This is a genomic window from Vibrio echinoideorum (assembly GCF_024347455.1).
Classification (GTDB): Bacteria; Pseudomonadota; Gammaproteobacteria; order Enterobacterales; family Vibrionaceae; genus Vibrio; species Vibrio echinoideorum.
Map to the genome: position 1 here is coordinate 1,705,282 of NZ_AP025483.1, position 22,324 is coordinate 1,727,605.

At 43.5% G+C, this 22,324-nt stretch carries 20 protein-coding genes; 10 read left to right on the top strand and 10 right to left on the bottom strand.

The genetic code is table 11. The features are described 5' to 3' along the window. Nucleotides 1–4: 4 nt before the first annotated feature. The 5 genes from OCV36_RS07620 to uspE all read left to right on the top strand — a co-directional run bounded on the left by OCV36_RS07620 (nucleotide 5) and on the right by uspE (nucleotide 5,196). On the top strand, nucleotides 5–2,377 hold the full coding sequence (locus OCV36_RS07620; protein WP_135458230.1) for a heavy metal translocating P-type ATPase: 2,373 nt from the start codon (nucleotides 5–7) through the stop codon (nucleotides 2,375–2,377). Then, nucleotides 2,377–2,616, top strand: coding sequence for a cbb3-type cytochrome oxidase assembly protein CcoS (gene ccoS, locus OCV36_RS07625; protein ID WP_135458228.1), 240 nt, complete (start codon nucleotides 2,377–2,379; stop codon nucleotides 2,614–2,616). The genes OCV36_RS07620 and ccoS overlap by 1 nt, the downstream gene beginning before the upstream one ends. Further along, nucleotides 2,606–3,280 (top strand): sulfite exporter TauE/SafE family protein, encoded by a 675-nt coding sequence (locus tag OCV36_RS07630; protein ID WP_135458226.1) that lies wholly within the window; start codon nucleotides 2,606–2,608, stop codon nucleotides 3,278–3,280. The genes ccoS and OCV36_RS07630 overlap by 11 nt, the downstream gene beginning before the upstream one ends. Nucleotides 3,281–3,366: 86 nt before the next feature. Next, the gene (locus OCV36_RS07635) at nucleotides 3,367–4,113 is read left to right on the top strand and encodes an FNR family transcription factor (protein WP_017074292.1); all 747 of its coding nucleotides are present in this window, start codon (nucleotides 3,367–3,369) and stop codon (nucleotides 4,111–4,113) included. A gap of 132 nt (nucleotides 4,114–4,245) precedes the next feature. Then, on the top strand, nucleotides 4,246–5,196 hold the full coding sequence (gene uspE / locus OCV36_RS07640) for a universal stress protein UspE (RefSeq protein WP_017074293.1): 951 nt from the start codon (nucleotides 4,246–4,248) through the stop codon (nucleotides 5,194–5,196). A gap of 189 nt (nucleotides 5,197–5,385) precedes the next feature. Here uspE and ttcA read toward each other — a convergent pair whose 3' ends face one another. From ttcA to OCV36_RS07660, 4 genes are all read right to left on the bottom strand, one after another. After that, nucleotides 5,386–6,279 (bottom strand): tRNA 2-thiocytidine(32) synthetase TtcA, encoded by an 894-nt coding sequence (gene ttcA / locus OCV36_RS07645; protein ID WP_029224949.1) that lies wholly within the window; start codon nucleotides 6,277–6,279, stop codon nucleotides 5,386–5,388. Nucleotides 6,280–6,572: 293 nt separating this feature from the next. Then, nucleotides 6,573–7,220 (bottom strand): DUF2987 domain-containing protein, encoded by a 648-nt coding sequence (locus OCV36_RS07650; RefSeq protein WP_102553744.1) that lies wholly within the window; start codon nucleotides 7,218–7,220, stop codon nucleotides 6,573–6,575. 121 nt (nucleotides 7,221–7,341) lie between these two features. Then, on the bottom strand, nucleotides 7,342–8,190 hold the full coding sequence (locus OCV36_RS07655; RefSeq protein ID WP_135458224.1) for a glucosaminidase domain-containing protein: 849 nt from the start codon (nucleotides 8,188–8,190) through the stop codon (nucleotides 7,342–7,344). Continuing rightward, nucleotides 8,183–9,025 (bottom strand): DUF2189 domain-containing protein, encoded by an 843-nt coding sequence (locus OCV36_RS07660; RefSeq protein ID WP_135458222.1) that lies wholly within the window; start codon nucleotides 9,023–9,025, stop codon nucleotides 8,183–8,185. The genes OCV36_RS07655 and OCV36_RS07660 overlap by 8 nt, the downstream gene beginning before the upstream one ends. 330 nt (nucleotides 9,026–9,355) lie before the next feature. Here OCV36_RS07660 and potA point away from each other — a divergent pair, with 330 nt between their 5' ends. From potA to OCV36_RS07685, 5 genes are all read left to right on the top strand, one after another. After that, nucleotides 9,356–10,471: a spermidine/putrescine ABC transporter ATP-binding protein PotA gene (gene potA, locus OCV36_RS07665; RefSeq protein ID WP_135458220.1), complete on the top strand. Its 1,116-nt coding sequence runs from the start codon at nucleotides 9,356–9,358 to the stop codon at nucleotides 10,469–10,471. Next, nucleotides 10,455–11,312 carry a spermidine/putrescine ABC transporter permease PotB gene (gene potB, locus OCV36_RS07670; RefSeq protein ID WP_135458218.1) on the top strand — a complete coding sequence of 286 codons (858 nt, stop codon included), beginning with the start codon at nucleotides 10,455–10,457 and terminating at the stop codon, nucleotides 11,310–11,312. Before potA ends, potB begins: the two co-directional genes overlap by 17 nt. Next, complete coding sequence (gene potC, locus OCV36_RS07675) at nucleotides 11,312–12,082, top strand: spermidine/putrescine ABC transporter permease PotC (RefSeq protein WP_017074300.1); 771 nt, start codon at nucleotides 11,312–11,314, stop codon at nucleotides 12,080–12,082. The genes potB and potC overlap by 1 nt, the downstream gene beginning before the upstream one ends. A 148-nt stretch (nucleotides 12,083–12,230) precedes the next feature. Beyond that, nucleotides 12,231–13,265 carry an extracellular solute-binding protein gene (locus OCV36_RS07680; protein ID WP_135458216.1) on the top strand — a complete coding sequence of 345 codons (1,035 nt, stop codon included), beginning with the start codon at nucleotides 12,231–12,233 and terminating at the stop codon, nucleotides 13,263–13,265. Between the two features lie 218 nt (nucleotides 13,266–13,483). Next, nucleotides 13,484–14,521 carry an extracellular solute-binding protein gene (locus OCV36_RS07685; RefSeq protein ID WP_135458214.1) on the top strand — a complete coding sequence of 346 codons (1,038 nt, stop codon included), beginning with the start codon at nucleotides 13,484–13,486 and terminating at the stop codon, nucleotides 14,519–14,521. Nucleotides 14,522–14,658: 137 nt separating this feature from the next. On the opposite strand, the gene cobB is transcribed toward OCV36_RS07685, so the two are convergent. The 6 genes from cobB to OCV36_RS07715 form a co-directional block, all read right to left on the bottom strand. Beyond that, nucleotides 14,659–15,393, bottom strand: coding sequence for a Sir2 family NAD+-dependent deacetylase (gene cobB / locus OCV36_RS07690; RefSeq protein ID WP_017074303.1), 735 nt, complete (start codon nucleotides 15,391–15,393; stop codon nucleotides 14,659–14,661). 307 nt (nucleotides 15,394–15,700) lie between these two features. Then, nucleotides 15,701–16,921: an ammonium transporter gene (locus tag OCV36_RS07695; RefSeq protein WP_135458212.1), complete on the bottom strand. Its 1,221-nt coding sequence runs from the start codon at nucleotides 16,919–16,921 to the stop codon at nucleotides 15,701–15,703. A gap of 428 nt (nucleotides 16,922–17,349) precedes the next feature. After that, nucleotides 17,350–17,766, bottom strand: coding sequence for a hypothetical protein (locus OCV36_RS07700; RefSeq protein ID WP_102553737.1), 417 nt, complete (start codon nucleotides 17,764–17,766; stop codon nucleotides 17,350–17,352). Further along, the gene (locus tag OCV36_RS07705; protein WP_135458210.1) at nucleotides 17,750–18,832 is read right to left on the bottom strand and encodes a formate dehydrogenase subunit gamma; all 1,083 of its coding nucleotides are present in this window, start codon (nucleotides 18,830–18,832) and stop codon (nucleotides 17,750–17,752) included. The genes OCV36_RS07700 and OCV36_RS07705 overlap by 17 nt, the downstream gene beginning before the upstream one ends. Before the next feature lie 13 nt (nucleotides 18,833–18,845). Next, a complete protein-coding gene (gene fdh3B / locus OCV36_RS07710) occupies nucleotides 18,846–19,454 on the bottom strand; it encodes a formate dehydrogenase FDH3 subunit beta (protein ID WP_010440854.1) in 609 nt (202 codons plus the stop codon). A gap of 11 nt (nucleotides 19,455–19,465) precedes the next feature. Continuing rightward, nucleotides 19,466–22,321: a formate dehydrogenase subunit alpha gene (locus tag OCV36_RS07715; RefSeq protein ID WP_017073272.1), complete on the bottom strand. Its 2,856-nt coding sequence runs from the start codon at nucleotides 22,319–22,321 to the stop codon at nucleotides 19,466–19,468. Between the last annotated feature and the right edge of the window lie 3 nt (nucleotides 22,322–22,324).

Consider the following 22,324-nt stretch of genomic DNA (forward strand, 5'->3'; position numbering starts at 1 on the left):
GCTTATGTGTGAATCCTGTTATCACTGCGGTGAAGATGTACCAGCGGAAACGGATTTTAAAGTAGAAATCTTAGGATCGGTTCGACCGATGTGTTGTCCAGGTTGCGAAACCGTAGCCCAGACAATCGTTGATAGCGGTTTGGTCTCTTATTACCAATATCGTACCGCTCCGGCTGAAAAAGCGGATCTAGTTCCAGAGCAACTTCTGGCACTCAGCCATTACGACAACGAAGATGTTCAATTGGAGTTCGTCCGTAACTCCGAAAATACATCTGAAGTGACATTGTCACTCGAAGGTGTCTCTTGTGCTGCTTGTGCATGGTTGATTGAAAAGCAGGTCTCTTCAAGGTTAGGGGTTGTTAGTATTCGTGTTAATACCACGACTAACCGCGCCCTGCTCAGCTGGGACAACACTCAGGCTAAACTGAGCGAGCTGTTGTCTGCAATCCATACCCTAGGCTACAAAGCAGCACCATTCGAGGCTGATCAACAAGAAGCCGCCTATCATCGTTCGATGAAGAATTATCTCTATCGTCTTGGTATTGCTGGTTTAGCGACCATGCAAGTCATGATGTTAGCTGTAGCGCTCTACCTCGAAGTATTTGGCAGCCTTGAACCTGAATTCAAAAGTTACTTCCGTTGGGTAAGTCTGATCTTCGCAACGCCAGTACTGCTCTACTCTGCATTACCGTTTTATATTAACGCTTGGCGTAGTATTAAAGGTCGAACCTTGGGTATGGATGTTCCCGTTTCGATCGCTCTGCTATTTGCTTACGTTGCGAGTTTAGTGGCAACAGTGACAGAGCAAGGCGAAGTGTTCTTTGAATCTATCTCGATGTTTACCTTCTTCTTGTTGCTTGGTCGCTTCCTTGAGATGCGCGCGCGTCGTAAAGCTGCAGCAGCGAGTGGTAACCTGCTTAAGCTAGTTCCTGCGATGGCGACAACGCTAGACGGTGAGCAAGTACCGGTAAAAACCTTAAAAGTTGGCGACCAGATTCGCGTTCTACCGGGTGAACATATTCCCGCAGATGGCAAAGTATTATCTGGCAGAATTCATATCGATGAATCCATGCTGACTGGCGAATCTATCCATGTGGTTAAGAATGAAGGTGATACGGTCTTTGCTGGCACATTGAATGGTGATGAATCGTTTGAATTGGAAGTGATGACCTCTAAAGCGGATTCGGTGATTTCTAATATCGTTCGCCTTCAAGATGAAGCTCAATTGTCTAAACCCCGAATTGCTGAAATCGCCGATGTGGTGGCTCGATACTTTGTCGCGGTTATCTTAATTATTTCATTCGGGACCTGGTTCTACTGGCATCAAACACGACCAGAAGACGCTTTCTGGATCATGCTTTCAGTATTAGTGGCGACCTGCCCTTGCGCCCTGTCTCTTGCGACGCCGACGGCGATTACGTGTTCAACATCTCGTATGGGTAACTTTGGTATTTTGCTGCGCAAAGGCCACGTATTTGAAACGCTTTGCAAAGTGAATCACTTGATAATTGATAAGACGGGAACCTTAACTGAAGGTGATATTCGTATCAGCCAAGTTGAAACTTTTGCAAATCTCGATAAAGACACTTGTTTACAAATAGCAGCTAGTCTCGAACAACACGCTAACCACCCTATTGCCAAAGCGTTCAAAACCTTCATTGCAGATGATGTTGAAGTTGAATCTGTTAACAACGTGATTGGCTCGGGCATTACTGGCGAGTTAAATGGGCAAGAAGTGGCGATTGGTAGCAGCGAGTTCATTTTAGGTGAAGCTCAGCTATCTGAAAGTAACGGTATTTACTTGTCGATGTCTGGTCGTCATATTGCAACATTCACTTATGAAGATCCGATTCGTAAAGAAAGTATCGAGTTTATCCAGAAATTCAAAGAAGCGGGAATCAAAACTACTCTGCTCACTGGCGATTCCTTTATCAACGCGAAGCCTGTTGCGGAAGAAATTGGTATTACTGACATTGTTGCTAATGCAAAACCTGAAGATAAATTGGCTTACCTAAACTCTAGAGACGCAAATGACATCACCATGATGGTTGGCGACGGCATCAACGACGCCCCTATTCTTGCTGGTGCTCACCTTTCAGTTGCTATGGGCGGCGGAACTGATGTGGCGAAAGCCTCAGCCGACATGGTCCTCTTAGGGGATAAACTCGATAGATTACTTAAGTCGCGTACATTAGCGCTTAAAACGCGTAAGATAATCCGTGAAAATTTAGCGTGGTCGTTGGGATACAACTTACTTATCCTTCCACTGGCTGTCGCCGGTTTGGTTGCTCCGTACATTGCCGTTGTCGGCATGTCTGCTAGCTCTATTATTGTCGTGTCTAATTCGTTAAGGCTTTTAAAAGAGCAAGGTAAATAATGGAAAGTTTATACATACTGATTCCAATTGCGATTGTACTTGTTTGTATCGCAGTCGGAATCTTTCTTTGGGCGGTTAAAAGCGAACAGTTCGAAGACCTCGAACGCCAAGGTCATAATATTCTTTTTGATGAAGATATTAACGTTCATAACAACTCTGACAACAAACCTTCAACAAGCGATAAGCAAAGTTCGCCTGAAAACCAATCTAGCGTAGAAAATAAGAACAATGACGCCTGATTGGATTGGGGCTTTTCTTGTTGGTCTGATCGGCGCAGGCCACTGCATGGGAATGTGTGGTGGCATTGCGTCGCTTCTTTCGATTGGCAACAGTAAACCTTCCCCTATAATTCCCCTGCTATACAACCTAGGCCGCTTGTTAAGTTATGCCGTGATTGGTGGTTTAATTGGCGGTGCCATTTCCTCAATTGGACAGCTTAGCGATTTTAATACTCTGTTAGCGTGGCTTCGTTTGTTCGCTGCCGTCTTCATGATTATCTTGGGGTTGTATATTGGTAAGTGGTGGTTTGGTCTATTGTTCTTTGAAAAAATTGGACAAAAACTTTGGCGTTATATTTCTCCTCTTGGAAAGTCATTTTTGCCATTGAAACACCCTAGTCATGCGTTGCCATTTGGCTTCATCTGGGGCTGGTTACCATGTGGCCTTGTTTACTCGATGCTTACTTGGGCGGCCGTATCAGGAAGTTGGTACAATGGCGCCGGAATTATGCTCGCATTCGGTTTAGGGACGCTTCCCGCGATGTTAACGGTTGGCATGGGAGCCAATTTCCTAAAAAAACTGCAACAAGCTGACTTATTTCGCCAACTAGGCGCAATTTTAATCCTCATGTACGGCTTCTATACTGGATATATGGCTCTACAGCTCATTATTTATACCGTATAGCGACGCCTTTAATCCGGTTTTTTTACTACCCAACTGGATGAAGGAATGCTAAAATATTGACGTATATCAAATAGTGAAAGATTGTTATGATTTCTGAAAAGCCTGTGACGAAACGAGTTCAGTCTGGTGGCTGTGCAATCCACTGCCAGGATTGTAGTATTAGCCAGCTCTGTATCCCATTTACTTTGAATGAATCTGAACTCGATCAACTTGATCAGATCATTGAGAGAAAGAAACCTATTCAAAAAGGCCAAGAGCTATTTAAAGCCGGCGACGAGCTTAAATCGCTATACGCTATTCGCTCTGGAACGATCAAGAGCTACACGATTACCGAGCAAGGTGATGAGCAGATTACTGCATTCCATCTAGCGGGTGATCTTGTTGGTTTTGATGCGATTACGGGTGACATACACCCTAGTTTCGCTCAAGCACTAGAAACTTCTATGGTATGTGAAATTCCATATGAGATTCTCGATGATCTATCAGGAAAAATGCCTAAATTGCGTCAGCAAATTATGCGCCTGATGAGTAATGAGATTAAAGGTGACCAAGAAATGATTCTGCTTCTTTCTAAAAAGAACGCGGAAGAACGCCTTGCTGCATTCCTTTACAACCTTTCTACTCGCTTCTCTCAACGCGGTTTCAGCCCTAGAGAGTTCCGCTTAACGATGACTCGTGGCGATATTGGTAACTACCTAGGTTTAACTGTCGAGACAATTAGTCGTCTTTTAGGTCGTTTCCAAAAAGCGGACATCTTGAGCGTTAAAGGCAAATACATCACTATCGAAGATCACGATGCGCTGATGGAACTTGCTGGCGTTTCAAAAGAATAGTCTAGATATCAATGATGTAGTTCAATAATGAGCTACATCATGTTTCTCTCTTAAAACCTCTTATATTTCTCTTAATCTCGCCATAACTACGCTACATTATTTATATGTTCGGTCTAAAAAGTAGGCTTAGTTATGAGTATCTATAACAAAATCTTAGTTGTCGCAGACATTAATCACGATGAGCAACCCGCTCTAGTTCGTGCTATCCAACTTGCAAAGAAAAGCACCTCAACAAGCCATATCACTTTCTTTTTGTCTATCTACGACTTCTCGTACGAAATGACATCGATGCTTTCTATCGACGAAAGAGACGCGATGCGCAAAGGCGTAATTCATCAGCGTGAAATCTGGATGAATAAAGTTGCAGAACCTTATCTCGATGATTCTATAGAGTTCAACGTCCAAGTGGTGTGGCACAATCGCCCATATGAAGCCATCATTGCCGAAATCTACAGTGGTGAGCACGATATCTTGATTAAAGGTACGCGTAAGCACGATACTTTAGAGTCTGTTATCTTCACCCCAACAGACTGGCATCTATTGAGAAAGTGCCCTAGCCCCGTGTTATTGGTTAAAAATGATTTCTGGCCTGATGATGCGAAGATCTACGCTTCAGTTCATGTCGGCTCTGAGACGGAAGCTCATTTAGAGCTTAATGATTCAATGGTTGACAGATTACTTGAGATTTCTGGTCGTTTAGATGCTAAGCCATTTTTGGTGAATGCCTACCCTGTTACGCCAGCTAACATCACTATTGAATTACCAGAGTTTGATCCGACTTCTTATACCGATGCGGTACGAGGCCATCATTTGACGGCGATGAAAGCATTGCGTCAGAAGCATGGTATGTGTGAAGAGCAAACAGTTGTTGAACAAGGCTTGCCGGAAGATGTTATTCCTCGCGTAGCGTCTGAACACAACGCTGCGATGGTGATTCTTGGTACAACTGGCCGTACTGGCTTGTCTGCCGTGTTTATTGGTAATACAGCGGAACATGTTATCGATAAGATTAACTGTGACGTTTTAGCGCTTAAGCCTTCAGGTTATGTAAGTCCTCTGGACCCTAACCTTTCTAAAGGTTAAGTTTTTACTAGTGGGTTAAACTCGGTGACAGATTTAGCCTTTGTGGTTTAGTTCAAGAATAGTTAACTTATAAACGAAAAAAACGCCTCAAGTATTACTTGAGGCGTTTTTGTTTGTCTAATGCTACTCGTTATTCATAACAATAGAATAGCTTCAAAGAACCGAACAGTTTAAAGGTGATTTATATCGTTATACGTTCGTCACGTCGATATACATTGATTCATCTATGTTTGACGACGAGATTTCAGCTTCTTCGAATTCGTATGCTTTGCGCTCTTCAGTACGGTCTAACGGTAAGTTAATGAAATCAAACAACTCACGGTCTGCCAATTGGCTAGGACTCACGTTTTGAATGGACTTGAAGACCTTCTCTACGCGTCCTGGGGTTTGCTTATCCCAATCGATAAGCATTGCCTTGATGTTTTGACGCTGTAAGTTCTCTTGAGACCCACAAAGGTTGCAAGGAATAATTGGAAACTCTTTGTGCTCAGCGTATTTAATTAAGTCCGTTTCACGACAATAAGTCAGTGGACGAATAACAACGTTACGACCATCGTCAGAGCGAAGCTTCGGTGGCATCGCCTTCAAACGAGCACCGTGGAACATGTTTAGGAACATAGTTTCTACGATGTCATCAAGATGGTGGCCAAGCGCGATTTTAGTTGCACCAATTTTTTCTGCAAACGAGTACAAAGTACCACGACGCAGACGAGAACATAGGCCACATGTCGTCTTACCTTCAGGCACTTTTTCTTTAACAACTGAATATGTGTCTTTGTCTACGATGTAGTAAGGAATATTCAGTGTTTCAAAGTATTCAGGAAGAATATGCTCAGGGAAACCAGGTTGTTTTTGGTCTAGGTTTACGGCTACAACATCAAATTTGATGGGTGCGGCTTCACGTAAACGTAACAAAATGTCTAGCATCGCAAATGAATCTTTACCGCCACTAATACATGCCATAACGACATCATTCTCTTCGATCATGTTGTAGTCGACGATGGCGTTTCCAACGTTTCTTCTTAAAAGTTTCTGAAGTTTGTTGAATTCAAGTGTCTCTTTTTTTATATCGTTTTGGTTCATTGCGACTCTCACACCGTCTTATTATCGACTGTAGATTGCTAGTGGGACTGTTTTAGGGCGTGGATTATACGGATTTTTATTTTAGGTTTAAATAGTAAAGGAAGGATAAACAAGCTAAGTGATAGAAAGATTCTGTAATGTCATGTGATAAATCAGTAAATGCACAGGAAATTGTACTGAATCAGAACACTGGTTATTGAAACAAGATTTTTTGTCAGTATAAATGAAAAGCAGTGCCTCATTTTTATGGGCACTGCTTCTTTTACTATTGTCGATACTTAATGAAGTTCGAACTATTGAGCTGGGATGTAAGGAAGAACGCGTACCGTTGCTTCTGGAAGTGTAATGCTGCTCCCTTCTAACTCAGCCACAGTAAACTTGGCGCGCCCTTCATTAATTTGGATTTGTTTGCCATTAGACAGCTCGATGTTACCTTCAAGTTTGTTAGCAAACTCGAGTGTTAAACCTTCCACATCAGGGGTAAACCAGCTTGAAAACATACCGCTTACATCTTCTAGCATCGCTTGCATCTGTGGTAGCAAGCTCTCTATCTGTGCAATCTCTACTTTACCAGTCAAAGGCTCCTGAGTCATAACGACTAAAGAGTACGCACATTCTTGTTCTTGAGTCTGTACAAAGATAAGAGGGTTTGCTGAACGCAAGTTTTTATCTACCGGCAGAAGCAGTTCATGTACTGGAGACACTTTGAGTTCTTCATAGTGTTCTTCTTTTTCCATCCAAGCTTTACTGATATGGCAGATTTTTTGAGCTTGTTGATCGACAAAGAAGACCGCAACTTTGACATCATCGTGCCCTTCTTTGGTGTTATTTTTAAGCTGAGTATAAAGTTTAGAATACGTGAACATGTATTCTTGCGCCAAAACTGGAAGAGAAGCCACAAGGGTTAGTGAGGCGAATAAAGCGAGTGCTGTCTTTTTCATTATTATAATCTTGTTGAAGTTGAGCGTTTATAAATAGAAAGAGCAGCCGTGAGCTGCTCTTTTGTGACTTTGCTTGGCAGAAACCTATGATGCAAGGTAACCAAACCGATATCAAATCGAGTTACTTTTTCCAGTATACCTTGTTGTGACGAATCATAGCTTGTAAATCAGTCACATAGTCTGAACCTCGCTCAGAATATTTTAATAAGCCATTGGTTAGCTCTGTAGCGGTTTCAGTTGTCAGCAAATCATCACCCTTTTCAGTGAGGTTCACTCGAATAGCTCTTAAATCAGCATAAGCACGGTTGCGGTTAAGGTTCATGAAGTAGCGGTGAACAGACTCTTGGCTTGAAGAGAATGTCGCGACTTCATGTGAACTGCCTTCGTTACGTTGTAATGGAACGAGTCCGCAACCTTTTGTATAGCACCAATGACCAAAGTAGTTATTGGCTTTAGTCGCGAAACGCGATGTTCCCCAAGCTGACTCGTTAGCGGCTTGTGTGAGCACAAGCGCCTCTGGCAATACGTTTACGCGACTGAGCATCTCGGTTAACCATGCTTGATCTAAACCTGAAGGTGGCACTGGTAAACTGTATAACTTCCCTAATCTTTTTGCATACGACGTGTCTTCCGAATCTGTATTGCTTAAACCAGATTCTGAAATTTTGGTCAAAAATGCGCGCTCTTTGACGATACGCTTATTTTCAATGTTGATGCTAGGACGTAAGAACGAAAAGAATGCGTCTTTTTTTTCGTTTACATCTTCGATAGCTGCAAAATTGGGTGTGCTTGAAGCAACGGTTAAGTCACCAAATTGGTTCGTTGAATTGGAACTTTGGTCTGCCGTACGTCGACGTTCCTCTTCTTGATAAATGTATGGACCAATCAGTGAGATAGAACCAACGATCGCTAGAGCCGTCACTTTAAGCGCTAGAGACTTACCAACGCCTGCTTGATCATTATTACGCATCGAACACCTGAGGGTTTTTGTTGTTATCGTCGTTGTTGCTGCCACTTTCGTTGTCATGATCATTGTCGTCATCGTTATTTGTTCGATCTGACGCAATAACCTTTAACTTAATACCAAACATTTCACGATAAAGAATGCCTTTCACATGGAAAAAGAATGGAAGAACAAAGATTAGACCAATGCCGTACATCATAGCCGCAACGATGAACATCAGCATAACCACTAAATAGATAGATGCGACGGTGAAGATCTTCTTATTCACTGCTCTCAGCGAAAGCAATAACGACTGCATCGGTGGCACTTTTTTATCACAAATCAATAGAATTGAGTGACTGAACGCCAGTGAGAAGTAGATAGAAAGAAACGGTAAGAGCATTCCGGCTATGCCTTGAAGCATCAGGCTGAACAAAGTCACTAGTATTACTGGGACAGTAAATTGTAGACCTTTACCGATATGACGAGTCTTGGTTTGCAAGCCTGCCGCGTGGCTCATAGCCATTAGACTAATACCCGCGTAAATAGGAGCACTGACCACTTCGTAGCTAAAGTTAGCAATGAAAATAGATTCAACAATCTGTGGGGTAAACGCTTCTGGGTCGATAACGGCATCTAGAATGACGGCAGGGTCACCCAGTTGTAATTTCAATGCGATATAAAAAATAGCCAGTTGCACGAACATTAGAGCAACGATCGCGGGAGAAAATGAAAGGAAGTGACCGACGGTATGCTTCCAAGCTTCTTGGAATACAGCCGTTGCTTTCAGCTCATAATCACCTGAAAGAGCTCGGTCGATGCTACCGCCTAAATTAAAATCTTTTTCGATGTCGTTGTTCATAATGATACCTAGGTGCGCTTACTTTATCGAAGCCACCTAACTTATTGATAAAAAATTGGCTTCATTATACTCATATGTAGGATGCAAACTAAAATATGAATCTGTAACAAGCCTTGCTTTTACGTCTTAATGGTTAATAATTAGACACTTATTGGGGTGTAAACCTTGTAAATTACAGTATGGTAAAGGATGTTTACTTTTACCTGCGAAATTTTTTGTCTACTAATGATAAAAAATGCTTTGAATTCACGTTTTTGGTGATTATGATGCGCGCCTTAAAAGTGTATAGCAACAGGTCTCAAAAAGAACCAAGGTGGAGAAAAACAGACGTTGAACGCTAAAAAATCAGTAGGAAAGCCAGTCGTACAGCTTACTGGCATTAGTAAAAGTTTCGATGGTAAGCAAGTCATCGGCAATCTTGATCTAAATGTAAATCATGGTGAGTTTCTCACGATCTTAGGACCATCAGGTTGTGGTAAAACAACGGTACTAAGAATGATTGCGGGTTTTGAAACGGCAGATAGTGGTCAAATACTATTAGCGGATCAGAATGTAACACAAGTTCCTGCTGAACAAAGGCATGTTAACACTGTATTCCAAAGCTATGCCCTATTCCCACATATGACCGTTTTCGACAATGTGGCATTTGGCTTACGCATGCAGAAAGTTCCAAACACAGAGATTGAACCTCGTGTAATGGATGCTTTGAAAATGGTGCGCTTGGAACAAATGGCGCAACGAAAGCCACACCAACTATCTGGTGGTCAACAACAACGTATTGCAATCGCTCGTGCTGTTGTTAATAAACCTAAAGTTCTTTTGTTGGACGAATCCCTGTCTGCCCTTGATTACAAACTACGTAAACAAATGCAGATCGAGCTTAAACAATTGCAACGTCAACTTGGGATTACGTTCATTTTTGTAACGCACGACCAAGAAGAAGCACTGTCCATGTCTGATCGTATTATTGTTATGCGTGATGGTGTGATTGAACAAGACGGAACACCAAGAGAAATCTACGAAGAGCCCAAGAACTTATTTGTTGCTCGTTTCATTGGTGAAATTAACGTATTCGAAGCGACAGCGAAATCTCGTCAAGATGAGAAGCGCATTATTGCGACAATCGAAGGCGAAGAGTCAATTATCTATCACGATAAAGACGTATCACCAGGTCAAAAGTTGCAAGTACTACTTCGCCCTGAAGATCTTCGTCTTGAAGAAATTAAAGAGTCGGAACAGCGTTCTATTGTTGGCCATATTGTCGATCGAACCTACAAAGGCATGACGTTAGATTCAGTAGTTGAACTTGAATCTGGTATGCGTGTCATGGTTAGCGAATTCTTCAACGAAGATGACCCTGATGTTGATCACTCACTGGGCCAAAAAGTTGCAGTAACTTGGGTTGAGAGTTGGGAAGTGGTATTAGAAGATGAGCAAGAAGTTTAATTTACAAAACGCGATTGTTGCTTTAATCACAGGTTGGCTGGTTCTGTTCGTGATGATTCCAAACATCATGATCATCGGAACGAGCTTCTTAACTCGTGATGAAGCGAATTTAATCGAGATGACTTTCACTCTCGATAACTACTTGCGTTTAGCTGATCCGTTGTATTTTAAAGTGCTTATGCACTCTTTCTATATGGCGATAGTCGCAACTCTGCTTTGTTTAATTATTGGTTACCCGTTTGCCTACATAGTGGCAAAAATGCCGGTTAAATGGCGTCCAATCATGTTGTTCTTAGTGATTGTGCCATTCTGGACTAACTCTTTGATTCGTACTTACGGCTTAAAAGTGGTTTTGGGTACTCAAGGTGTTTTGAACAAAGGTTTGTTAGCGTTAGATATTATCGATAAACCACTTCGTATTATGTATTCAGAAACGGCAGTAATGATCGGTTTAGTGTATATCCTGCTCCCGTTCATGATTTTGCCGTTGTATTCAGCGATTGAAAAGCTAGACGATACTTATTTAGAAGCGGCTAAAGACTTAGGTGCGAACAAACTTCAAACGCTATTGAAGGTTGTTTTACCTCTAACGATGCCAGGCATTATCGGCGGTTGTTTACTTGTATTGCTCCCTGCGCTTGGAATGTTCTACATTTCAGACTTGTTGGGCGGAGCTAAGAACTTGTTGATCGGTAACGTCATTAAGAGCCAAGTGCTGAATGCTCGTGATTGGCCGTTTGGCGCCGCAACCAGTATTGCACTGACCACCGCTATGGCTGTGATGTTGTATGCCTACTACCGAGCAGGCAAGCTATTGAACAAGAAAGTGGAGCTAGACTAATGGGTCGCACAGTTAAGTTCAGCTTTATGGCGTTGGTGTACGCTTTTCTATACCTACCAATTATCGTATTGATTGCGAACTCATTTAATGCCAATAAATTTGGTATGAAATGGGGTGGCTTCACGACAAAATGGTATGACGCATTGATTAACAATGACAGCCTAATGCAGGCTGCATGGCATTCGATCAACGTAGCGGTATTCTCAGCAACAGCTGCCACGATTGTAGGAAGCCTAACCGCTGTTGCCCTATTCCGTTATCAATTTAAAGGTAAAGGTATCGTCAACGGCATGCTGTTCATCGTAATGATGTCGCCTGATATTGTGATGGCTATTTCGCTTCTTGCGCTCTTCTTGGTAATGGGTGTGCAACTAGGGTTCTTTACCCTACTTGCCGCGCACATTACGTTCTGTCTGCCGTTTGTTGTAGTAACAGTTTACAGTCGCTTGAATGGTTTTGATGTGAAGATGCTTGAAGCAGCAAAAGATCTAGGTGCAAGTGAATGGACTATTCTAAAGCAGATCATCCTGCCTCTTGCTAAACCTGCGGTCGCTGCTGGCTGGTTATTGAGCTTCACTCTGTCTTTGGACGATGTGATCATCAGCTCTTTCGTAACGGGCCCGACGTATGAAATATTACCACTGAAGATTTACTCGATGGTTAAAGTAGGCATCTCTCCAGAGGTGAATGCTCTAGCAACAATGATGTTGGTGGTATCGTTGATACTGGTGATCATTTCTCAGTTGTTAGCGAGAGAAAAAGTTAAGTAAGCCTCCTACTCTATTAAGAGACTGACTTGATACGAAGTTAAGATACTTCAAGTTCAAAAAAAGTGTTATTCATAAACAGAATGGTAAATTGCCATTCTGTTTTTCTATCTAGTGCCTTTGGGCAACGTTTAGTTTGGAGCTAACGTCAATGAAAAAATGGGCTACTCTATTGGCTGGTAGTGCATGTGCGCTTTCAATGTTATCTGCACCATCGTTTGCAAAAGATGACAAAGAATTGGTATTCATGAACTGGGGACCTTATATCAACAGTGAGATCTTAGAACAGTTCACGGATGAAACGGGCATCAAAGTGATTTACTCAACTTACGAGTCGAATGAAACTTTGTATGCCAAATTGAAAACACACAACAAAGGTTACGACCTTGTGGTTCCATCGACCTACTTCGTGTCTAAAATGCGCGATGAAGGCATGCTTCAAAAGATCGACAAAACCAAGCTGAACAATTTCAAGAATCTAGATACAAACTACCTAGATAAGCCATATGACCCAAACAACGACTACTCTATTCCACACGTCGTTGCTATAACTGGCCTTGCTGTGAATACAGATATGTACGATCCAGAAGATTTCCAAAACTGGGCTGACTTATGGAAGCCAGAGCTCGAAGGTCAACTGATGATGATGGACGACACTCGTGAAGTGTTCCACATTGCTCTACGTAAGCTGGGTTACTCAGGTAACACAACAAACGAAAAAGAAATCGATGAAGCCTACGCCGAGCTACAGAAATTAATGCCAAACGTTTTGGTATTTAACTCTGACAACCCAGGTACGCCATACATGTCTGGTGACGTTGGCTTAGGTATGCTTTGGAACGGCTCTGCCGCTGCTGCGCAAAACGAAGGGTTACCGATTAAACTGGTTTTTCCTAAAGAAGGCGGTATTGGTTGGGTCGATAATTTTGCAATCAGTTCTGGCGCAATCAACATAGAAGCGGCTCATAAGATGATCGACTTCCTACTTCGTCCGGAAATTGCAGAACAAATCTCTCGCGATACTGGCTATTTAACAGCAGTGAAAGCATCAAACGAGAAGTTCAAAGACAGCCCTGCTCTGTTCCCTTCACAAGAAGATCTTGACCGTGTTGAATGGCAAGCAGCGGTTGGTGATAAGACCGTGAAGTATGAAGACTACTTCATGAAGCTTAAAGCGGGTCAGTAAGCTAACTCGTTTGTTTGCTATCTAATTGGCGGTAAGTGACTGGTTTAGCTAACAACCCTGCCAGACAGCCAACAAGTTAAAAATAAGAATATCAATGAATAGGCAGCTTAGGCTGCCTATTTTGTTATATCACTGCTATAATTCAGCGCGATTTTTAGAAATCCTTTTACTTTGGGTTCACTACCCAGCTCCAAATCAAACAAATGAACGGAACAGTAATGAAAAAAACACTGTATACCGGCGCATTGTGTGCTGCTACTTTACTTTCGACACCCTCTTTCGCAGCTGACCAAGAATTGTATTTTTACAACTGGTCTGAATATATTCCAAATGAAGTATTAGAAGACTTCACAGAAGAAACCGGCATCAAAGTCTATTACTCAACCTATGAGTCTAACGAAAGCATGTACGCTAAGTTAAAAACTCAAGGTACGGGTTACGACTTAGTGGTTCCTTCTACTTACTTCGTTTCAAAGATGCGTAAAGAAGGCATGCTTCAAGAGCTTGATAAAACTAAGCTAAGCCACTTTGCAGATTTGGATCCAAACTACTTAGATAAGCCGTTTGACCCAAACAACAACTACTCGATCCCATACATCTGGGGTGCGACTGGTATTGGTATCAACTCTGATATGCTAGACAAGTCTTCAGTTAAAAACTGGGGTGACTTGTGGGATACGCAGTGGGAAGGCCAACTAATGATGATGGATGACTCTCGTGAGGTTTTCCATATCGCACTGTCTAAACTGGGTTACTCTCCAAACACGACTAATCCTGAAGAGATCAAAGAAGCATACGAAGAACTTCGTAAGCTAATGCCAAACGTATTGGTATTTAACTCTGATTTCCCTGCTAACCCTTACCTAGCTGGTGAAGTGTCTCTTGGTATGCTTTGGAATGGTTCTGCTTACATGGCACGCCAAGAAGGCGCAACTATCGATATCATCTGGCCAGAAAAAGGCACGATTTTCTGGATGGACAGCCTAGCTATCCCATCTGGCGCTAAAAACGTTGAAGCAGCGCATAAGATGATCGACTTCCTTCTTCGTCCAGAAAATGCAGCGAAGATTGCTCTAGAGATCGGTTACCCGACTCCAGTTAAAACTGCTTACCCTCTTCTGCCTAAAGAGTTTGCTGAAGACAAAAACATTTTCCCACCACAATCAGTGATGGATAATGGCGCTTGGCAAGACGAAGTTGGCGAAGCGAGCGTTATTTATGACGAGTACTTTCAAAAGCTTAAAGTGAACAACTAAGTTACTGTTAGTTTGTCAGTTCAATAAATGAATAAAGCGGCGTAAGCCGCTTTATTTTTATCTAAACTTTTTCAGATTCAGATTCAGATTCAGATTCAGATTCAGAAACTGATGCGTTTTCTCTAATCACTGGCTGGCTAGGCCGTTAAAGACCCTTTCTCAGTACACAATAACTCTCCGACGAGCTTCGGTACCTCGATACTCGCTTTTCCATAGCGCTTTTCTTCAAATTCACTCTCAACCGCACTGGGTTCTAGATTGATTTCAATCGTATGTGCGCCATGCATTTTAGCATCATGAACAAAACCTGCCGCTGGATAAACCACACCTGACGTGCCGATAGAGATAAACAAATCAGCTTCTTCTAACGCTGAATAAATGTCACCCATTCGTAACGGCATTTCGCCGAACCAAACAATATGTGGCCGCATTTGCGCTGGGATTTGGCAGCAATGACAAAGCTCTCCGGTATGGATATCATCTTTATGCTCAAGCACTTGATTTGACTCACTGCAGCGCGCCTTAAGAAGTTCGCCATGCATGTGAATAATATTGTTACTCCCGCCTCTCTCGTGCAGGTTGTCGATATTTTGAGTAATGACAGTCACTTTGCCATCTAGTTTGGCTTCAAGCTCTCCTAGCGCCTTGTGGGCAGAATTAGGAAGGATACTTTCACTTTGTAAGCCATGACGACGTTTGTTGTAGAATGCTTGCACCAAATCTGGATCTTTCTCAAACCCCTCTGGTGTCGCGACGTCTTCGATTTTATGGTTTTCCCATAATCCGTCTTGTGCTCGGAATGTTTGTATTCCTGACTCCGCAGAGATGCCGGCGCCAGTAAGAATTACGATATTTTGATATGGGAAATGCATACAACGTCCTTTTCAATATGTCACTTTGTAACAGCTTAGCACTGTTCAAATTCCAACAATAGTTTTAGGGATTAGACCATAGTCTTAGCCAACTGAATTCATTGGTTATTTGTGACATAACTCGCTCGATATCGGCGGATTAAGATTGAGCAGGCACAAAAAAAGCGACCGAAGCCGCTTATTATTGTTTATTAAACCAATGTATATGAATCAAATGTTTTTCAGGCAAAGTCGTTCAAACCGTTGACGCGACTTCTTTTCAAATGATTGCCTGTTGAATTGACTGATTGCTAAAACGACTAATCGACTAGTCTTCGTTGATCGACGAGATCTTATGAATTGAAAGATCCGCGCCGTTGAATTCATCTTCTTCACTCAAGCGTAGGCCTGTCACTTTGCTAAGAACGCCGTAAACAATCAAAGCGCCAATCAGTGCAACAGCGATACCCGCTAATGTACCTACAACCTGAGACGCAAAGCTCACGCCCCCAAGCCCCCAGAATGCTTGCTGGCCGAAGATACCTGCCGCAATGCCACCCCAAGCGCCACACACGCCGTGCAGAGGCCACACACCGAGTACATCATCGATCTGTGTTTTGTTTTGCAGGTAAGTAAATAGGTAAACAAACAGCGCGCCTGCCACGCCCCCTGTAACCAAAGCGCCAAGTGGGTGCATTAGATCTGAACCTGCACAAATTGCGACTAAACCTGCCAAAGGACCATTGTGAATAAAGCCTGGGTCATTTTTACCTGCGACTAGAGCTGCAAGAATACCGCCAACCATCGCCATTAATGAATTCATCGCAACTAAGCCACTGATGCCATTGATTGCTTGAGCAGACATCACGTTAAAACCAAACCAACCCACACATAAGATCCAAGAACCTAGTGCTAAGAATGGGATGTTAGATGGTGCGAAGTTAGTGTGTTTACCTGCACGAATACGGCCTTTACGCATACCTAAGAAGTAAACCGCGACCAAAGCAATCCAACCTCCTACACCGTGAACCACAACAGACCCCGCGAAATCATGAAAGCCATAACCAAACTGAGCCTCAAGCCACGCTTGGAAACCAAAGTTGCCGTTCCAGATGATGCCTTCGAAGAAGGGGTAAACGAAACCAACCGTAAATAAAGTGGCGATAAGGATTGGATAGAAACGAGCACGCTCTGCAATACCACCAGAAACAATGGCAGGAATGGCGGCTGCAAACGTCATTAAGAAAAAGAACTTAACCAACTCATACCCATTGCCTTGCGATAACGTCTCTGCGTCAGCAAAGAAATGTGCGCCGTAAGCGACCCAATAACCGATAAAGAAATAAGCAATAGCAGAAACGCCGAAATCCGAGAGGATCTTAACCAGCGCGTTCACTTGGTTTTTCTTTCTTACTGTACCTACTTCCAAAAATGCAAAGCCTGCGTGCATTAAGAAGACCATGATGGCGCCTAATAATAGAAATAGAGTGTCTGAACTCTGCGTCAAGCTCTCTACTGCGCTATGAACTTGGGTAACCGTTTGACTCATTAAAGCTTTCTCCCTTAGCTTCGTCTCAATTGCACTAGATTCGTGCGAATTGATGCTGCAATTAATTAAAGACTCAACAGTCAACGCAAGATATGTTCCAACTCGTCGGTGTAAATTTCGTGCAATAGAGTTTGACTTTAAGTTTCTGATTATTATTAATTAATTATTTTGGTGCACTTTATTGGTTCTCAAATTCAGCGGAAAGCTTAAGATTCATTGCACCAATTAAGGGAGTTGCACCAGATTGAAGCATGCAACGTTGTGTGACTTTAGATAAGCGTTAACCCAAAACAAAAAGCCCAGTGACATTGATCACTGGGCTTTGCTTTTCATCACTAATTACCAATTACTAATTACTAATTGTTAATTGCTTTCTTCGATAACGAACCAAGCGTGGTTCATTTATCCAAACCGCTTATTTACATCAATTACAGGTTTGGTCCTGTTGATGGGTTCTGCGGTAGATTCTGACTTAAACGTTGCATACCTTGATACATACGGATAAACCAAACCACGATCGCGACACCACCAAACAACATACCTACGTAAGGAATGTAGTAAGCAATTTCATCAATAAAGTGGTTTTGATACCAGTAATCGTTAACGCCAATCAACACGCCGTTAGACGTTGCCACTGTAACGATGAGCACTACAAAGAACGTCAGGTTTAAGAAGAACGAACGAATCAATCCATAATAATGAGTATCAACGACTTCGCCATCTTCACCTTTATCCAAACGATAACCCGCATACACGATGGCAATCACACCCGAGAGAAGACAAGTAAATGGCGTAAAGCAACTTAGTATATAAGCGACCCAAATACCTTTATGAGGTTTGTTCATTCTTCACCTCTTTACTATCAACAGCTTTGTCTGTATCAACATGATTAGCGTTTTGCTCACTACCTGTTTCCTCTTGGGCCATCACTTCTTTGTACCAAAGATCATGGTGTTCTTTTGCCCAAGTTTCATCAACTTCGCCTGTCACCATGCCTTCTAATGCACCTTCCATACCGAACAAACCGATATAGATATGGAACACGAAACCACAGATAAGGATAAGAGCGGCGACCATATGAACAAGGTTTGAAAGTTCCATATGACGACGTGTTTGTCCAAAGATTGGGAAATCCAACACTAAGCCACTGATCGCTGCAACACTACCCATGACAATCAACAGCCAAAATAGCGCTTTTTCACCCGCGTTTGAGAATTCAGCCGATGGATGAGAACCTTTATGTTTCCCGACCATACCACCTAGTTTCATGAACCACTGGATATCCACCATCTTGAAGATCGACTTTCGCCACCACTTGATGAGTACACCCATCAATAGAACATAGAAAATCGGACCTATGTAGTTGTGGTATTGCTTCGCTAACATAACGATGAAGCCCCACAAATCGGTTGGGATATATGGTTTCAAGAAGTGTTTGCCGTAAACCAACATCAAACCACTGAAAGCCAGCGTTAAGAAGGTAAATGCCATACTCCAGTGCAACGCACGATCCAATCGAGACCAACGTTTGATCTTGCGACCCGTTCTTGGCGCGCTTAGCATCAGCGGTCCAATCACAACGTACATTAGCGTGACGAAAGCAATACTGCCAAAGATAGCGACGGCACCAGCTGGCGACATCCACTTTTCTTTCAATATGTACCACGTTTGACCTGGAGTACTGATTAACACACCGTGCTCAGCAGATTGTGATGTGGTGTAACCCTCCTCACCATTTCTTACTTGTCGCCAAAAATCAGCACCAGCAAGTTGGGTCACTTCTCTTTCAGCGGAGCTCGCTTGAGTTTGTGATGAGTTCGTCTCAGATGCATGGCTCAAAGGAGACAGCATTGTTAGTGCTGCCAACATTGGCAGCACAACAAGGAAGAGACGCTTAAACATTGTAAGCATATGTCTCTCCTAACTAGCTCTTCATCGCATCGTAAGAAAGGTCGTTGCCGTCTGTCCAACCGGCACCTTTCGCACCGCGTTCTACAACACGCTGACGGAAGATATCAGAGACTTGCTCAGCATCACCTGCAAGCAGCGCTTTTGTCGAACAAAGCGAAGCACACATTGGTAGCTTGCCTTCAGCAATACGGTTCGCACCGTACTTCTGACGCTCTTCAACAGAACCTGGCTCTGTTTCTGGGCCGCCAGCACAGAAGGTACATTTATCCATCTTACCGCGCTCACCAAAGGCTTCCTGTTTAGGGAATTGAGGTGCGCCAAAGGGACAAGCAAACAAGCAGTAACCACAACCGATACATAGATCTTTATTGTGAAGTACGATGCCGTCTTCTGTATGTTCAAAACAGTCTGCTGGACAAACTGCCATACAAGGTGCATCAGTACAGTGCATACATGCTACTGAAATAGAGTTTTCACCCGGTTCACCGTCGTTCAGTGTTACAACGCGGCGACGTTGAATACCCCATTCAAGAGCATCATCATTTTCATTCTTACATGCAGTGACACAACCGTTACATTCGATACAACGTTTGGTGTCACAAAGAAATTTCATTCTAGCCATTTTAAGACTCCTTACGCTTTACGAATATTACAAAGGGTTACTTTCGTTTCCTGCATCAACGTGACAGGGTCGTAACCGTATGTGGTTGCTGTGTTTGCAGCTTCACCAATAACGTAAGGATCAGTGCCTTCTGGATACTTAGAACGCAAATCTTCGCCTTGGAACTTGCCACCGAAGTGGAATGGTAGGAATGCTAGGCCAGGTTTCACACGACGAGTCACCATCGCTTTCACCTTAATTCGACCTTTCTCAGCACCTTCAACCCAAACATCATCACCATCTTTGAAACCGATGTCGTTCGCGTCTTTCGGGTTCACTTCAACGAACATCTCTTGTTGAAGTTCGGCTAGCCATGGATTAGAACGTGTCTCTTCACCACCTCCTTCGTACTCAACCAGACGGCCAGACGTAAGAATAATCGGGTATTCACCAGACTTGTCTTGGTCTTGAATCGACTTGTAAAGCGTAGGAACACGGAAAATCGCTTCTTTATCATCCCACGTTGGGTAGTCAGCAACTAGGTCACGACGTGGTGTGTAAAGTGGTTCACGGTGCAGTGGAACTCGGTCTGGGAATGTCCAAACAATCGCACGCGCTTTCGCATTACCAAACGGAATACAACCATGCTTGATAGCAACACGTTGAATGCCACCAGAAACGTCAGTCTTCCAGTTTTTACCTTCAGCAGAGGCTTTTTCTTCTGCTGTTAGGTCGTCCCACCACCCCAGTTGTTTCAGCAGTTTGTCACTGAATTCTGGGTAACCATCTTTGATTTCGCTGCCTTTCGAGTAGCTGTCTTCAGCCAATAGGTTTTGACCTTCAAATTCCACACCGAAACGCGTACGGAAGTTACCGCCGCCCTCTGCGACAGGTTTAGACGTATCGTAAAGGATATGCGTACCTGGGTGTTTCATTTCTGGGTTGCCCCAACATGGCCAAGGCAGACCGTAAGTCTCGCCATTTACAGGGCCACCTTCTGCAGCAAGCGTTGTTTTGTGGAACGTGTGCCAATTTTGTTGGTGCTCTTTCAAACGCTCTGGGCTTTGACCTGTGTAACCGATCGTCCACATACCTTTGTTGAATTCACGAGTGATGTCTTCAATCAATGGTTGGTTGTTCTCAACACGGATGTTTTTGAACAATTGATCAGAGAAACCAAGCTTCTTAGAAAGAAGGTACATGATTTCGTGGTCAGGCTTAGATTCGAACAGAGGATCAACCACTTTGTCACGCCACTGTAGAGAACGGTTTGATGCCGTTACACTGCCGTAGGTTTCAAATTGAGTGGTTGCAGGAAGCAAGTAAACGCCGTCGGTACGATCGTTCATTACTGCCGCGACCGTTGGGTATGGGTCAACGATAACCATCATATCCAGCTTCTGCATCGCCTTCTTCATCTCTGGACCACGAGTCTGAGAGTTCACCGCGTGACCCCAGTAGAACATGGCACGGATGTTTTCGCGTTGACGAATCTTGTCTTTATCTTCAAGCACGCCATCAACCCAACGAGATACAGGAATACCTGCACTATTCATTGGTTTTTGACCGCCGTATGCGTTGTCGTCGAAACGCCCTTTTACCCAGTCAAAGTCGATGTCCCAAACTTTAGACCAGTGGCGCCAAGAACCTTCAGATAGACCGTAGTAACCTGGAAGCGTGTCAGACAATACGCCAAGGTCAGTTGCGCCTTGTACGTTATCGTGACCACGGAAAATGTTTGCACCACCGCCTGATTTACCAATGTTACCTAGAGCAAGCTCAAGGACACAGTAAGCACGCGTGTTGTTGTTACCAGTAGTGTGTTGAGTACCACCCATACACCAAACGATACAACCCGGACGGTTTTCAGAAAGCAGTTTTGCTGTGTGGTAAACGTCTTCTTCGCTAACGCCGGTTACACGCTCAACTTCTGCTGGGCTCCACTTAGCAACTTCTTCACGGATCTCGTCCATGCCGAATACACGTTGGCGGATGAATTCTTGGTCTTCCCATTTGTTAGCAAAGACATGCCATAACACACCCCAGATAAACGCAACATCTGAACCAGGGCGAAGGGATACATAGTGATCCGATTTCGCAGCAGTACGCGTACGACGAGGATCCGCAACAACGATCTTACAGTTGTTCTTCTCTTTCGCGATTAGGATGTGTTGCATCGCAACTGGGTGAGCTTCTGCAGGGTTTGAACCAATGAACAGCATCGACTTACAGTTGTGCATGTCATTGAACGAGTTTGTCATTGCACCGTAACCCCAAGTGTTTGCAACACCGGCTACTGTGGTTGAGTGACAAATACGTGCTTGGTGGTCTACGTTGTTGGTGCCCCAAAGCGACGCCATCTTACGGAATGCGTAAGCTTGTTCATTACTGTGTTTTGCACTACCCAAGAAGTAAACTGAATCAGGCCCAGACTCTTTACGAAGTTCTAGCGCTTTGTTACCGATTTCTTCAATCGCTTGTTCCCAAGAAAGCTTCTTCCACTTACCGCCTTCCAATTTCATTGGGTACTTAAGACGACGTTCACCGTGGCCGTGCTCACGAAGTGCTGCACCTTTCGCACAGTGTCCACCAGCGTTGAATGGGTGATCGAATGCAGGCTCTTGACCTGTCCAAACACCGTTTTGAACTTCAGCGTAAATACCACAACCCACAGAACAGTGAGAACAGATAGTACGTTTCACTTCTGTTTTCGCTTCTGGATCGACTGATTTAGCCTGTGCTTTCTTCATCATGCCCGGTGCGAATAGACTTGCGCCTACTACCGCGCCACCAGCCGCTAATGAAGTGTTTTTCATGAAGGCGCGACGAGACACACCTAGCTGATTAGTTTCTTTGCTCACACTATCGGAGCGTTTGACAAGTTTCATCCG